The 14198-nt window shown below is 51.2% G+C and carries 13 protein-coding genes and 2 pseudogenes; 6 read left to right on the top strand and 9 right to left on the bottom strand.

Features of this window, described 5'->3' with window-relative positions; translation table 11 throughout:
* From pduT to pduX, 5 genes are all read left to right on the top strand, one after another.
* A complete protein-coding gene (gene pduT / locus ACLJRH_RS01250) occupies positions 1 to 555 on the top strand; it encodes a propanediol utilization microcompartment protein PduT (protein ID WP_000075772.1) in 555 nt (184 codons plus the stop codon).
* Entirely contained in the window at positions 555 to 905 is a 351-nt protein-coding gene (gene pduU / locus ACLJRH_RS01245) for a propanediol utilization microcompartment protein PduU (protein WP_023137030.1), read from the top strand. Before pduT ends, pduU begins: the two co-directional genes overlap by 1 nt.
* A 4-nt stretch (positions 906 to 909) precedes the next feature.
* Positions 910 to 1362 (top strand): propanediol utilization protein PduV, encoded by a 453-nt coding sequence (gene pduV / locus ACLJRH_RS01240; protein ID WP_023137031.1) that lies wholly within the window; start codon positions 910 to 912, stop codon positions 1360 to 1362.
* The gene (gene pduW / locus ACLJRH_RS01235; protein ID WP_023137032.1) at positions 1347 to 2561 is read left to right on the top strand and encodes a propanediol utilization propionate kinase PduW; all 1215 of its coding nucleotides are present in this window, start codon (positions 1347 to 1349) and stop codon (positions 2559 to 2561) included. The genes pduV and pduW overlap by 16 nt, the downstream gene beginning before the upstream one ends.
* Before the next feature lie 93 nt (positions 2562 to 2654).
* The gene (gene pduX / locus ACLJRH_RS01230) at positions 2655 to 3521 is read left to right on the top strand and encodes an L-threonine kinase PduX (protein ID WP_001518728.1); all 867 of its coding nucleotides are present in this window, start codon (positions 2655 to 2657) and stop codon (positions 3519 to 3521) included.
* Positions 3522 to 3554: 33 nt separating this feature from the next.
* Here pduX and ACLJRH_RS01225 read toward each other — a convergent pair whose 3' ends face one another.
* The 8 genes and pseudogenes from ACLJRH_RS01225 to ACLJRH_RS01190 form a co-directional block, all read right to left on the bottom strand.
* Entirely contained in the window at positions 3555 to 3890 is a 336-nt protein-coding gene (locus ACLJRH_RS01225) for a DUF496 family protein (RefSeq protein ID WP_000450405.1), read from the bottom strand.
* 243 nt (positions 3891 to 4133) lie between these two features.
* The gene (locus ACLJRH_RS01220; protein ID WP_023137033.1) at positions 4134 to 5192 is read right to left on the bottom strand and encodes an FUSC family protein; all 1059 of its coding nucleotides are present in this window, start codon (positions 5190 to 5192) and stop codon (positions 4134 to 4136) included.
* 118 nt (positions 5193 to 5310) lie between these two features.
* On the bottom strand, positions 5311 to 5778 hold the full coding sequence (gene sbmC, locus ACLJRH_RS01215) for a DNA gyrase inhibitor SbmC (protein ID WP_023137034.1): 468 nt from the start codon (positions 5776 to 5778) through the stop codon (positions 5311 to 5313).
* A gap of 150 nt (positions 5779 to 5928) precedes the next feature.
* Positions 5929 to 7101 carry a serine-type D-Ala-D-Ala carboxypeptidase DacD gene (dacD, locus tag ACLJRH_RS01210; protein ID WP_000925038.1) on the bottom strand — a complete coding sequence of 391 codons (1173 nt, stop codon included), beginning with the start codon at positions 7099 to 7101 and terminating at the stop codon, positions 5929 to 5931.
* 123 nt (positions 7102 to 7224) lie between these two features.
* Positions 7225 to 7989: a thiosulfate reductase cytochrome B subunit gene (gene phsC, locus ACLJRH_RS01205; protein WP_001092553.1), complete on the bottom strand. Its 765-nt coding sequence runs from the start codon at positions 7987 to 7989 to the stop codon at positions 7225 to 7227.
* The gene (phsB, locus tag ACLJRH_RS01200; RefSeq protein ID WP_001016236.1) at positions 7986 to 8564 is read right to left on the bottom strand and encodes a thiosulfate reductase electron transport protein PhsB; all 579 of its coding nucleotides are present in this window, start codon (positions 8562 to 8564) and stop codon (positions 7986 to 7988) included. Before phsB ends, phsC begins: the two co-directional genes overlap by 4 nt.
* A 14-nt stretch (positions 8565 to 8578) precedes the next feature.
* Positions 8579 to 10855 (bottom strand): thiosulfate reductase PhsA, encoded by a 2277-nt coding sequence (gene phsA / locus ACLJRH_RS01195; RefSeq protein ID WP_023137035.1) that lies wholly within the window; start codon positions 10853 to 10855, stop codon positions 8579 to 8581.
* Between the two features lie 259 nt (positions 10856 to 11114).
* Positions 11115 to 11208, bottom strand: a pseudogene (locus ACLJRH_RS01190) (heavy metal-binding domain-containing protein); the annotation flags it as partial.
* Between the two features lie 267 nt (positions 11209 to 11475).
* Between ACLJRH_RS01190 and sopA the strand changes: the two are divergent.
* Entirely contained in the window at positions 11476 to 13824 is a 2349-nt protein-coding gene (sopA, locus tag ACLJRH_RS01185) for an SPI-1 type III secretion system effector HECT-type E3 ubiquitin transferase SopA (RefSeq protein ID WP_000704009.1), read from the top strand.
* 129 nt (positions 13825 to 13953) lie between these two features.
* On the opposite strand, the pseudogene ACLJRH_RS01180 reads toward sopA, so the two are convergent.
* Positions 13954 to 14031, bottom strand: a pseudogene (locus ACLJRH_RS01180) (hypothetical protein); the annotation flags it as partial.
* Between the last annotated feature and the right edge of the window lie 167 nt (positions 14032 to 14198).

The raw sequence follows: 14198 nt of genomic DNA, 5'->3' as shown, positions 1-14198 counted from the left end.
ATGTCTCAGGCTATAGGAATTTTAGAACTCACCAGCATCGCCAAAGGCATGGAGCTTGGTGATGCCATGCTGAAAAGCGCCAACGTCGATCTACTGGTCAGCAAGACCATCTGCCCAGGTAAGTTTTTACTGATGCTGGGCGGCGATATCGGCGCTATCCAGCAGGCCATTGAAACCGGTACGTCGCAGGCCGGCGAGATGCTCGTCGACAGCCTGGTGCTGGCGAATATTCATCCCAGCGTACTTCCGGCCATCAGCGGCCTGAACAGCGTCGATAAGCGCCAGGCGGTAGGTATCGTCGAAACCTGGAGCGTAGCGGCCTGCATTAGCGCCGCAGACCGGGCGGTGAAAGGCTCAAACGTCACCCTGGTGCGGGTGCATATGGCCTTCGGCATCGGCGGTAAATGCTACATGGTGGTGGCAGGCGACGTTTCTGACGTCAATAACGCCGTGACGGTTGCCAGCGAAAGCGCGGGCGAGAAAGGGTTGCTGGTTTACCGCTCGGTGATCCCGCGCCCGCATGAAGCCATGTGGCGACAGATGGTGGAGGGATAATGGAAAGACAACCGACAACGGATCGCATGATTCAGGAATACGTGCCGGGGAAACAGGTCACTCTCGCGCACCTGATTGCTAATCCAGGGAAAGATCTCTTTAAGAAGCTGGGCCTGCCGGATGCAGTGTCCGCCATTGGCATCCTTACCATCACGCCGAGCGAAGCATCGATTATCGCCTGCGATATCGCCACTAAATCCGGCGCGGTGGAAATTGGTTTTCTCGATCGCTTTACCGGTGCCGTGGTGCTGACCGGCGATGTTTCCGCTGTGGAATATGCCCTCAAGCAGGTAACGCGCACGCTGGGCGAGATGATGCATTTCACCACCTGCTCGATCACCCGGACGTAACGTCATGAAGCGTTTGATGTTTATCGGCCCCAGCCAGTGCGGAAAAACCTCGCTGACCCAAAGCCTGCGCGGCGAAGCGCTCCATTATAAGAAAACCCAGGCCATTGAATGGTCGCCGATGGCCATCGATACGCCGGGCGAATATCTGGAGAACCGCTGCCTGTATAGCGCCCTGCTAACCAGCGCCTGCGAGGCCGACGTTATCGCCCTGGTGTTAAATGCCGACGCCCAGTGGTCGCCCTTTTCTCCGGGGTTTACCGCCCCGATGAACCGCCCGACGATTGGCCTGGTCACCAAGGCCGATCTCGCCGAGCCGCAGCGTATTTCGCTTATCGCACAATGGCTTACGCAGGCTGGCGCACAGCAGATATTTATTACCAGCGCGTTGAATAATTCGGGTCTCGACGCCGTGCTGGATTTTCTGAATTCGAAGGAACCTTTATGTCTTACAAAATAATGGCCATTAACGCCGGCAGCTCATCGTTAAAATTCCAGCTGCTGGAGATGCCGCAGGGCGACATGCTCTGTCAGGGGCTGATTGAACGTATCGGTATGGCGGATGCGCAAGTGACAATTAAGACGCACAGCCAAAAATGGCAGGAAACCGTCCCCGTTGCCGATCATCGCGATGCGGTAACGCTGCTTCTGGAAAAGCTGCTGGGTTATCAAATCATTAACAGTCTGCGGGACATTGACGGGGTGGGCCATCGTGTGGCGCACGGCGGTGAGTTTTTTAAAGACTCGACGCTGGTCACGGATGAAACGTTAGCGCAAATCGAACGTCTTGCTGAACTGGCCCCGCTTCACAACCCGGTAAACGCGTTGGGTATTCACGTTTTTCGTCAACTGTTGCCTGATGCCCCTTCCGTAGCCGTGTTTGATACGGCATTTCACCAGACGCTGGATGAACCCGCCTATATTTACCCGCTTCCCTGGCATTATTATGCTGAACTGGGGATTCGCCGTTATGGCTTTCATGGCACCAGCCATAAGTATGTCAGCGGCGTTCTGGCGGAAAAGCTGGGCGTACCACTCAGCACATTACGGGTGATTTGTTGTCATCTTGGAAACGGTAGCAGCATCTGCGCCATCAAGAACGGGCGTTCGGTCAATACGTCGATGGGCTTTACGCCGCAATCAGGCGTGATGATGGGCACCCGTAGCGGAGATATTGATCCCTCTATTCTGCCGTGGATAGCCCAGCGCGAAAGCAAAACGCCGCAACAGTTGAATCAGTTATTAAATAATGAGTCAGGCTTGCTGGGCGTTTCTGGCGTGTCGTCTGATTACCGCGATGTCGAACAGGCAGCCAATACCGGTAACCGGCAGGCTAAACTCGCTCTCACTCTGTTTGCCGAACGCATTCGCGCCACTATTGGCAGCTATATTATGCAAATGGGAGGACTGGATGCGCTGGTATTCACTGGGGGAATTGGCGAGAACTCAGCGCGCGCCAGATCGGCGGTTTGCCATAATTTGCAGTTTTTAGGCTTAGCCGTTGATGAAGAGAAAAATCAGCGTAATGCGACATTTATCCAGACGGAGAACGCCCTGGTGAAAGTCGCCGTCATCAACACCAACGAAGAGTTAATGATCGCACAAGACGTTATGCGCATTGCGCTACCGGCCACGGAAGGGCTTTGTGTACCAGCCTGAGAGGGTTATACGACGCATTGCGGCAAGTCATGGTAATAACGCTTTTACCATGACACTATGCGCGCACACTATTCGTACCTGAAAGGTGATAACGTGGCTGTTGCGCAATGCCCCGCCTCATGCGGAGAACTTATCCAGGGATGGATTCTGGGCAGTGAGAAACTGGTCTCCTGCCCCGTTGACTGGTACAGCACCGTAGCAGTCACGGCTGCGCCGCCCTTGGTAAACGAGCGCCCATTGTCGCGGGCGATGGTGGAGCGCGTTCTGGCGCACTGGCAGTATCCTGCGCACTGGAGTAACGAGATTCGCGTCGATGTGCGTTCGTCAATTCCCGTTGCCAAAGGCATGGCCAGCAGCACCGCAGATATTGCCGCTACGGCAGTGGCAACGGCGCATCATCTTGGCCATTCGCTGGATGAAACTACCCTTGCACAGCTTTGCGTCTCAATCGAACCCACTGATAGCACCGTTTTTCATCAGTTAACGCTGTTTGATCATAATAATGCGGCCACGCAAATCGCCTGCGAGCCACCGCCGCCAATCGATTTGCTGGTACTGGAAAGCCCGGTCACACTGCGCACGCAAGATTACCACCGTCTCCCTCGCCAGCAGAAATTAATAGCAAGTTCAGCAACCTTGCAGCAGGCCTGGAATCTGGTGCAGGAAGCCTGTATAACGCAAAATCCGCTCCGACTGGGTGAGGCGGCAACGCTTAGCGCTATCGCCAGCCAGACGCTGTTACCTAAGCCGGGCTTTACCGCCCTGCTGTCGCTGGTCGAAGAGTGTGATTTATACGGATTGAACGTGGCGCATAGCGGTAGCGTGGTGGGTCTGATGCTGGACCGGAAACGTCATGATATTGCGCGTCTGAAAGGTAAGCTGGCAGAGAAAAAACTTACCCGACACTGGCCAAAACAACATTTACTCAAGATGGTCACAGGCGGGGTCAAACTGCAGTGAGAGCCTGATATACGCTCCCACTGCCGTAGCGCATTATTCGGCTTTTACATCGGCGTGTTTCATTTCGCCCATCGCTTTCAGCTTTTTGGAAATGTCACGACGCTCTTTGGAGATTTCGGCATTTTTAATGATGTAGTCATCAACACGATCTTCATAGTCGCTTTTCATACTGGCGATGATACCCTGAATCGCCTCAACGCTCATACCTGGCTTGATGTAGTCGCTCAGGTTGTCCAGCAGCAGCACACGCTTCTGGTTGTCACGGATCTTCTTCTCAATGTCCTGAATTTCACGTTGCAGTTTATTTTTGCGACGGAACAGACGAACAAACTCCAGCACGTCCTGGAAAGAAGGCTTGGTTGTTTCCATTTTTACACCCCTGATAATGTGAGATTCGGATTCGTTAAGCAACTGCTAGTGGATAAACATTACGTTTATCCCCGTCATACTTCAAGCCGCCAGAGGAAACACCGTTACGTCGCCGTCTGGGGAAACCTGAAGGTTCGGGGATAAAATCGTTGCCAGTAGCACTCATTTATCCTTATATTAGTATCATACTCTTAATCTTTGCTGAATCGAAGCAGCAACAAATTCATTCACCCCATCTGCTTTTTATTTGCGCAAAGCCCGGCAGATCAAATGCGAAAGCAGTTCCAACTGTCGGGCCGTTTCCATACTTAGCCAAACATAGCCGTGGATGGGGGTTTCAGCCACCGCGTCGCCCTGCTGCTCGTTCATTAGCTGCCGCAACTCGGCAGCAATATCATTCAGTTTACCGGTATTTGCCAGTACCGGCTGCGGGTTGCCTTCATACAACGCGTGGGCGATCGTTAACAAGGTTTGCTGCGTCATCTGCTGGGTTTCACGCAATGTGTGCGCGTTAAGCATCACAAAATGGCTGGCGCGCGTCGCCCAGTGGGCATTGATTTGTAATTCAAGCATACAAACCAGATTGCGGTTGATGGTCTGAATGGCCTCGAAAATAGATTTTTGTATCCGGGTTTCTTTACTGGCGGGCGTTATCAGCCCGCGCATTTTGACGACATCGTTCAGCAACCGTTGCAAATGTTTATCCAACCGGGGGCGCTCCAGCAAATTCGGCGACAGCGCTGCCTGATACACCCGATTATACGCCGTGACGCAATGCGCCAGTTGGATGCGCCAGTGCAAAAAGGCGCGCTGGGGCCAGATGCCGGTAAACAACATCGCCAGTAGCGACCCCAAAATCACATCCCCGCCACGCCATAATGCCGTATTCATATCACCAGCGGGAGCACCGACAACAACGGCGAGCGTTATGCCTATCAGTAGCGCCTGATACGGTTTTTTCCCTAATGCCAGCCAGCCGCACAAAAACATCGCTATCGCACACCACACCAGCATCAGCGGTAAGGAAAAGAGCTCCAGGCGTAGCGCCACCAACCCTAACGCCGCGCCCAGGATCGTACCGCCTATGCGCTCAAAAGCACGAGGCACTACATTTCCCCAGAATGAGATGGGCCCCATAATCACCACTAACGTGATTAGCGGCCATGTGCCCTCGGGAATAGAAAACAGACGAACCAGCAGAAAGGTAAGAATGAACGCCAGGGCGATACGTATGCCATGCACGATGCGATAATGACGGTACAACCGTATTTCAAAAGGGCTTAATGACTTATCGGCACGCACGCTTGCGCTCCTTACGGGAATGGCAAAAAATGCATTGTACCTGCTTTATAGCAAAAATAGCGCACTGGCGGACGGAACACATTATCCGTCCGCTCTTTTCAGACAGGAAACCAGTCGATCACTTCCGCTGTACCGGAATATACATTTCAATATCCCAGTATCCATCTTCCATACCGTTATTCAGATAGGTTTCAAAACAGGGCGCAGAGGCTATCTGATAAGCGCTATCCTGCTCCAGGACGTCAAAAAACCGTTCCCACGGCTTCGCAAAGTCACGGTCTTCCACTCGCGCGACAGCAGTGGCATATTCGCCGCCTTCAATGGCGGTCACGATTACGCCTTCACTATTGTCCGACAGGATGAAATTCTCTGCCACGGACACCACGGTATCGCAGCGGAGTTTTTCTGCAGGTACGACATCTGGATTGTCGTAATAGACGGCAATCCATTCAACTGGCACGATCCGCTGTCGATCCACCCACGTCATCAGTTGTTCAAAACCCTGCTTCACGGTGTGTTCCCATGGACCGACCATGTGGAAACCGGCTATCTTGCGTTTTTGTTCCTGCCTGATTTCGTAATCCATGCTGCCTCCGTCACTTTACAATGCTGTATGAATGTACAGTATAATTACAGCATTTTACGGTCACAAGGACTGCGTGATCATTTTGTGAGCAACCTCGCAATCCCGCCCTTTTGACACCTCAGATGGCGGTGAACGGTGTGTGACAACGGCTTACGCTTTATGCTGAAAATAGTCGCTCAGACGAGAGAACATACCGCCTTTACCCACCGATTCCAGAGTAACCAGCGGCCACTGAGCGATCAGTTTATCCCGATCGTAGAGCTCTATTTCACCTACCTGTTGATGAGCGGCGATTGGCGCCTCCAGCTCTTTTCTATCCAGCACATATTTTGCTTTGATATGCGGAATTTCCGCTTTAGGCAGCGCCATCCAGAAATCCTGTTCCGTACCCAGCGCAATCTTTTCTTTGTCTCCATACCAGATTCGCTCGCTGCCCACTTTTTTACCGCTGTGCAAAATCTGCACCGTCGCAAAGTTTTGCAGGCCCCACTGCAACAGTTTTCGCGCCTGTTCTTCACGGCCTTTCGAACTTTTCGCTCCCATCACAACAGCGATAAGTCGACGCTGCCCGTCCACCGCCGATGCGATAAGATTAAATCCCGCCCCCGATGTGTGTCCGGTTTTAAGCCCATCGATATGCATGGTCTTATCCCATAACAAGCCGTTACGGTTCTGCTGCGTGATGCCGTTCCAGGTCAGGCTTTTCTCGCTGTACATGTGATAGAATTCAGGCTCGCCGTGAATAATCGCCCGGGAGAGTACGGCCAGGTCATACGCGGAGCTATGTTGTCCCGGCGCATCCAGACCGTGGACGGTTTCAAAATGGGTATCCTGCAAATTGAGTTTTTTCACATAGCTGTTCATCATCGCCACAAACTGCGGCTGCCCGCCCGCGATATAATCCGCCAGCGCCACACAGGCATCGTTACCGGAATCCACGATTAAGCCACGGCTTAAATCACGCACCGACACGCGATCCCCTTCTTTTAAAAACATCAACGAGGAGCCGACAAACACCGGATTATCCTTCGCCCAGGCGTCGCGCCCAACGGTGACGATATCGTCAGGGCTGATACGATGACTATCGATGGCGCGATCGACGACGTAGCCCGTCATTAGCTTGGTAAGGCTGGCGGGATTACGTTGCTGGTGTTCATTACCGGCGGTAAGAACCTGTCCCGTAGTGTAATCCATCAACACCCAGGCGCCTGCATCAATGGCTGGCGGTTGGGGAGCAAAACTTACGGCATCGGCCGCAAGCGCAGGAGAAAGGTGCATCGCGAATAAAGAAGCGGCAATAAACAAACGGCGTTTCAACAGCATGTCCTCAGGATGGTCTCTATTTGCCGTTCTTTTTACGGAAGTTCAGTTAAACAAACATGGATAAATTGCAAGAAAATGTGACACAAGGCACATTTTCTTGCTGACTTTATTTTATGGATACGCTCAGACGGCGGACTTATCCCCGCGCGGCGCGGTACGATGACGATGATAGCCGTCAACCATGCTACGGAAAATTTGTCCCGGCGTGTCGCCAAGAGTACACAGATAGAGATGCGCGCAAATAAACAGTAAGCCGATGATAGCAAGCGCCATATGCAGCACCAGCATCACAGGGCCCAGACCCGCAACCTGCGGATAGAGACACAGCAAACCGGTGATGATTAACAGCGGTACCAGCGCGTACATAATCGCCAGATATGCCAGTTGTTGCAGTGGATTGAACTTATTCTGCTCTGTTGCCGCGAACGGATGCGCTTCCCCTTTCATAATGCCAAAAAGGTAAAAACGCGTCTGGCGTATGCAGCGCGTTACCAGTCCGGAAAAATTTACCCGATAGTGACGCCCGTTACCTGTGGTGAGGTTGATCAGCACAAACCCGACCCAGAAAGCCAGTAAGGCAAAACCACACCAGGTATGCACTTGTACCATTAGCGCTACAGGGCCGAGAGAAAAATGACCAAATAAACCGCTTAACAGTAATAAAACAAACAGTAACGCATTTCCCCAATGCCAACGGCGAATCGCCAGCGAGTAGAGATAGTCACGATGCTCTTCGCCGCCCGCCGTTTTTGGCGCCAGCATCCGGCGCAATAACGCATGGATAACCAGCCCAACAAGCATGAGCAGCACCACGACGCCTGCGTAAATTAACCACAGCGGCCAATAATCTGGCGCATAATGTAGTTCCGCTCCCCAGATAGTATTCATGCTTTACCCTCCTGATGGACTTCTTTACGACGGTACAGACTGACCGCGCCGCTACGCGCTTCCTGCTGGCGATAGACCTCTTTCTGACCGACCCAGCGCTGGATCTCGCTCTCATCCAGTCTGCCGAATTTCAGCGCGTCCGTTGGGCAAACGGATACGCACGCCGGAGACTGGCCAGCCGCCAACCGCGTGTCGGCACAGAAGTTACACTTGTCGGCGACACCGGTTTGCGGATTCAAATAGCGCACATGGAAAGGACACGCGGCAACACAATAATCGCAGCCAATACAGCGCGATTTATCCACCTGCACGATCCCGTTTTCATCACGATATGACGCTCCGGTAGGACAAACGCTGACACATGGCGCATTTTCACAGTGCTGACAGGAGACGCGGACAAATTGAAAATGGGTTAGTGCGTTGGATGCCTGTTCAGGGGCGCGAATTTGTACCTGTACGCGGCTAAATCCCTCCGGTACGTCATTAAGCACTTTGCAGGCAACGGTACACGCCTGGCAGCCGATACAACGCTTTTCATCATGCAGCATGACGTACTGATTCGTTAAATGATTCATGGTTCCCTCCTCCCTCATGCCCGGCTCAGCGTCACGCCTGCGGTATGCACTACCGTACCGGATACCGGACTCGTCACGTGCGGCAGTAAATTGCCACAGTGGATACCGTGTGTCGTCGCCGCCGTTTTGGCCCCAGCTTTAGCGCCAAATCCCATATAGACAAAAAGCGTGTCCGGGCGGATTCCGGGCGTCACCAGCGCCTTACCTTTCTCTTTACCCGTAGCATTTTCCAGCCAGATCTCATCGCCGGTCTTAATGCCTTTTTCTTGCGCCGTTTGCGGATGGACCCAGACCGCGTTATCCCACATTAGCTCGCTGAGTAAAGGTACGTACTGCGTCGCGCCATTGGTATGCACGGCCACCTTGCCCTGAATGAAGTAAAGCTCATTCTCTTTTTTAAGCGCAAAGTCACGAACGCGCGGAACGCCGTAGCCTGGGAGCAATTCCTCCAGGGTTGCGGAATAAAGTTCGATTTTGCCGGAGGGCGATTTGAAGCGAAGCTGTTCGCCATAGGTGTTGTCGCTGTCCGTCGCGATAGCGCCGGGGTAACGCGCCGTAAACTGGCGAACGGATTCTGGTTCGCGTAATAGCAGCGGAACGCCCCATTCGATATACCCTTTCTGTCGCAGTTCCTTCGCTAAAGCATGGTCGCCGTTCAATTGATAGAGTTGGCGCGTCTGCATATCCTGCCACGGATAGTACTGCCCTAATCCCAACTGCTCGCCAAGTTCTTTCCAGATTTGCCAACTCGGACGCGCCTCGCCAATCGGCTCTACGACCTGTTGGCGCAGAGCGTAAGCCGGGTGCAGTCCCGACATATCCGATACCTCTTCGTCCCGTTCGAGATAAGTGCATTCCGGCAGCAGATAGTCGGCATACGCCGCGCTCTCGCTCAAATAGACATCGCAGCTGACCACCAGATCCAGTTGCTCAACGGTTTTTACCAGGTCCGAACGACAGGTGACGGTCTGGAAAGGATTATGCCGCGACATAATCCACGCCTTTATCGGGTAAGGCTTCTCGGTTAACACCGCGTCAATAATGCTTTGCACCACGCCACCGCCAGCGGCGATATATTTAAACTGCGGTGCGACCAAATCGATGCGTTGCGCCGTCGGTTTCGGCATATTTTTAATGTTGAGTTTCGCCAGCGTTGGCGCGACCTTTTCTCCGGCCAGTTTGTTGTAAACCGACGCGTTTTTTTTCTGATATAGCCCGCCTTCGCGCTCAATATTACCGAGCAGCACATTAAGCGTAAAAATCATACGCCGCATATCGATCTCTTCCTGCGAGAACGTCGCGCGATGACCAGGACTGACAATAGCGTGAGGCGCGCAGGCGGCCAGTTCGCGTGTCACCCGGACAATAACGTCGGCTGGGACATCGGCCTGCGCGGCGGCCCATTCCGGCGTCGTCTCTTTTACCGCCTGTGCTAACTGTTCAAATCCGCTGGTATAACGCTCAACAAAAGACGCATCGTAGAGCTGTTCATCAATCATGACGTGGCACATCGCCAGCAGAACCGCTAAATCCCCCCCGGGACGAATAGCGTGCCACTCATCCGCCTTGCTGGAAAATATCGACAAACGCGGATCGAAGCTCACCATTTTGGCCCCCTTCTCCTGCGCGGTCATTAACTCATGGGTATCGGCAACTTCAATCCCTTCATACAAATTGTGGCCAAACGAAACCAGATAGCGCGTGTTAGCGATATCCATCGCCAGATCGCCGCCCATCATCACTTTTGCCGCAATGGCTTTCCCGGCAGGGCATGTTGAGGCGTGAGTAAAGGTATTAGGCGAACCAAAGGCCGTAGCCAGATGGAAAAGATGGCTGGAGAGCGAGCCCGATTTGGAAGAGAAAGCCACGCTCTCGGGGCCATGCTGCGCTTTGATGGCATTCATTTTCGCCGCGATTTCCTGGTAAGCCTGTTGCCAGCTAATCACCTGCCATTCACCGTCGCCGCGTGGCCCGGTGCGTTTCATAGGTTTTACAACCCGTTGCGGGTCATTGACCAGGCTGACGCCGCTCCCGCCCCTGGCGCATATGCGCGTCCCCTGCTGCGGCGCAGAAGGATTGCCCTGGATAAAAACGGTCTTGTTATTGACTACCTGCGCCTGAATAGGGCAACGAAAGGAACACATTTCGCACAAGCTTGGCGTTAGCGTGGTTTTACCGTTAATGCCGGCAATCGGGTTGCGCGCCAGCGCCCCGGGCGGAAAAGCGCCCAGCGCGCAGGCAGAGCAGCCGATGCCTACCCCCTGCAAAAAAGAACGACGACTAATGCTCATATAACCTCCTGTTATTAGATATAGCTGAAGATTATATTTAATTTGTATTATGAAATGTCGGCTTCAATCACAATTTGAAATAGTTGTTAAAATGAAGATGCCGACACGATAAAACCTTTTGTTTTATAAAAATTTTATATTTTCTGAACACGCACATGGACTGTCATTAAATAATCAGCAGAATTATCAAACAACTCACTGTTAATTATAAAAATGATACAACTCCAATAACACGTAATAATATTTTAAAAAAAACGATTAGTTCCTGAAAAGCGATTTCGCGCGGCTTTTCGCAGTTCTTTCTCATACGCGCCGGACCGTCCGCCGACGATATCCCGAATGCCGGCGAAAAAACGCTGATTGAGCATCAAAGCGGGTTTACTTTTGCGCACTTATAGGCTTCGTTACCCGACCCGCTCTCTTATGCATGGATTTTTCCTCAGATACGTCAGCATCCCACAATACGGTGACATGATGGCAGGATGGACACTTTCTGAAAGAAACCTGCCAGATAACATGGTGAATTGTGATCTCCATCGCCATACCGACATATGAAACTTACTTCTAAGGCGTTAAAAATCCAGACCGTTTTTCCATAATGATGTTGATAAGGAATTCTAATGAAAATATCATCAGGCACAATTAATTTTTCTACTATTCCTAACCAGGTTAAAAAATTAATTACCTCTATTCGTGAACATACGAAAAACGGGCTCGCCTCAAAAATAACCAGTGTTAAAAACACGCATACATATTTAAATGAAAAATTTAAAACAGGAAAGGACTCACCGATTGAGTTCACGTTACCACAAAAAATAAAAGACTTCTTTCAGCCGAAAGATAAAAACACCTTAAACAAAACATTGATTACTGTTAAAAATATTAAAGATACAAATAATACAGGTAAGAAAAATATTTCAGAAGAAGATGCCTCAAAAATGACTGCAGCATTCATGCGTAAGCATATAGCAAATCAATCACGTGATTATAATTACAGAGTGACAGGTGCGGCCCCGCTCCCCGGTGGAGTCTCTGTATCAGCCAATAACAGGCCAACGGTTTCTGAAGGTAGAACACCACCAGTATCCCCCTCCCTCTCACTTCAGGCTACGTCTTCCCCGTCATCACCTGCCGACTGGGCTAAGAAACTCACGGATGCAGTTTTACGACAGCAAGCCGGAGAACCCCTTACGACCGCAGATCGCGATTTTTCAAACGCAGATTTCCGTAATATTAAATTCAGCAAAATATTGCCCCCCAACTTCATGAAGCGAGACGGCGATATTATCAAGGGGTTCAACTTTTCAAATTCAAAATTTACTTATTCTGATATATCTCATTTACATTTTGACGAATGCCGATTCACTTATTCGACACTGAATGATGTAGTCTGCAGTAATACGAAATTTAGTAATTCAAACATGAATGAAGTGTCTTTACTGTATTCAATTACTACACAACAACAGCCCTCTTTTATTAATACAACCTTAAAAAATACGCTTATACCTCACAAAGCCAACCTCTCCGACGTTATTTTAAATGAACCGGATAATTCATCACCTCCGTCAGTGTCAGGGGGCGGAAATTTTATTCGTCTAGGTGATATCTGGCTGCAAATGCCACTCCTTTGGACTGAGAACGCTGTGGATGGATTTTTAAATCATGAACATAATAATGGTAAAAGTATTCTGATGACCATTAACAACCTGCCCGATAAATACAGACAGGAAAAAGTCCGTGCAATGGAAGATCTGGTAAAGTCATTTCGGAGTGGCCGCTTAACAGAGGCACGTATCCGGCCAGTTGAAAGCTCGCTGGTGAGCGTACTGGCCCACCCCCCCTATACGCAAAGTGCGCTTATCAGCGAGTGGATCAGGCCTGTTCAGGAACGTTTTTTTGCCCACCAGTGCCAGACCTATAATGACGTTCCCCTGCCGGCTCCTGACACATATTATCAGCAGCGCATACTGCCTGTGTTGCTGGATTCGTTTGACAGGAACAGCGCCGCCATGACCACTCACAGCGGACTCTTTAATCAGGTGATTTTACACTGTATGACAGGCGTAGACTGCACTGATGGCACCCGCCAGAAAGCTGCAGCGCTTTATGAACAGTATCTTGCTCACCCGGCGGTGTCTCCCCACATCCATAATGGGCTCTTCGGCAATTATGACGGCAGCCCGGACTGGACAACCCGCGCTGCAGATAATTTCCTGCTGCTTTCCTCCCAAGATTCAGACACGGCGATGATGCTCTCCACTGACACGCTGTTAACAATGCTAAACCCTACTCCTGACACTGCATGGGACAACTTTTACCTGCTGCGAGCCGGAGAGAACGTTTCCACCGCGCAAATCTCTCCGGTAGAGTTATTCCGTCATGACTTTCCGGTGTTTCTCGCCGCATTTAATCAGCAGGCCGTGCAGCGACGCTTTGGGGAACTGATTGATATCATCCTCAGCACTGAAGAGCACGGGGAGCTGAACCAGCAGTTTATTGCCGCCACGAACCAGAAACATTCCACCGTGAAGTTGATTGATGATGCCTCAGTGTCGCGTCTGAACACCATTTTTGACCCCCTGTTTCCTGAAGGCAAACTCAGCCCGGCACACTACCAGCACATCCTCAGTGCTTATCACCTGACTGACGCCACCCCACAGAAGCAGGCGGAAACCCTGTTCTGTCTCAGTACCGCATTCGCACGCTATTCCTCCAGCGCCATTTTCGGCACTGAGCATGACTCTCCGCCGGCCCTGAGAGGCTATGCGGAGGCGCTGATGCAGAAAGCCTGGGAGCTGTCTCCGGCGATCTTCCCGTCCAGCGAACAGTTTACCGACTGGTCCGACCGTTTTCACGGCCTCCATGGCGCCTTTACCTGTACCAGCGTTGTGGCGGATAGTATGCAACGTCATGCCAGAAAATATTTCCCGAGTGTTCTGTCATCCATCCTGCCACTGGCCTGGGCGTAGTCCAGCCTTAACCCGTATGGAATTAAGGGACACAGCGTTGTGTCCCTCTGTAAATAGACCCGTTTTAGTCCATGCATTTTTTGAGATCCCGGCCAGATTGACCCTGGCCTAAATTCCATACAGTACTAAATCGGAATCAGTAATTTCAGATGAACCGGAATATGGTTTACCATAGAGGGAGCGTAGCTTAGTGTCGCTGATGGTCATTTTAGTATTTTGTACTCACCATCGCATGTACGAACATTAGCAACAATATCAATTGGTGTACAAATACAATCAATCAACGACAAAATAAAAGAATAAAATATTTCATATACATATAACATCAGGCGTGTACATCAAGTGACAGTTAAAAACGACAGCATACAGAGCAC

The sequence above is a fragment of the Salmonella sp. SAL04162 genome, assembly GCF_046551535.1.
Taxonomy (GTDB): domain Bacteria; phylum Pseudomonadota; class Gammaproteobacteria; order Enterobacterales; family Enterobacteriaceae; genus Salmonella; species Salmonella enterica.
This window is presented reverse-complemented; position numbering and strand designations above follow the sequence as displayed.

What these genes read in the sequence shown, in the direction of transcription:
- pduT (WP_000075772.1), top strand. Translation starts at nt 1, where the DNA reads ATGTCTCAGGCTATAGGAATTTTAGAACTCACCAGCATCGCCAAAGGC.
- pduU (WP_023137030.1), top strand. Translation starts at nt 555, where the DNA reads ATGGAAAGACAACCGACAACGGATCGCATGATTCAGGAATACGTGCCG.
- pduV (WP_023137031.1), top strand. Translation starts at nt 910, where the DNA reads ATGAAGCGTTTGATGTTTATCGGCCCCAGCCAGTGCGGAAAAACCTCG.
- pduW (WP_023137032.1), top strand. Translation starts at nt 1,347, where the DNA reads ATGTCTTACAAAATAATGGCCATTAACGCCGGCAGCTCATCGTTAAAA.
- ACLJRH_RS01225 (WP_000450405.1), bottom strand. Translation starts at nt 3,890, where the DNA reads ATGGAAACAACCAAGCCTTCTTTCCAGGACGTGCTGGAGTTTGTTCGT.
- sbmC (WP_023137034.1), bottom strand. Translation starts at nt 5,778, where the DNA reads ATGGATTACGAAATCAGGCAGGAACAAAAACGCAAGATAGCCGGTTTC.
- dacD (WP_000925038.1), bottom strand. Translation starts at nt 7,101, where the DNA reads ATGCTGTTGAAACGCCGTTTGTTTATTGCCGCTTCTTTATTCGCGATG.
- phsC (WP_001092553.1), bottom strand. Translation starts at nt 7,989, where the DNA reads ATGAATACTATCTGGGGAGCGGAACTACATTATGCGCCAGATTATTGG.
- phsB (WP_001016236.1), bottom strand. Translation starts at nt 8,564, where the DNA reads ATGAATCATTTAACGAATCAGTACGTCATGCTGCATGATGAAAAGCGT.
- phsA (WP_023137035.1), bottom strand. Translation starts at nt 10,855, where the DNA reads ATGAGCATTAGTCGTCGTTCTTTTTTGCAGGGGGTAGGCATCGGCTGC.
- sopA (WP_000704009.1), top strand. Translation starts at nt 11,476, where the DNA reads ATGAAAATATCATCAGGCACAATTAATTTTTCTACTATTCCTAACCAG.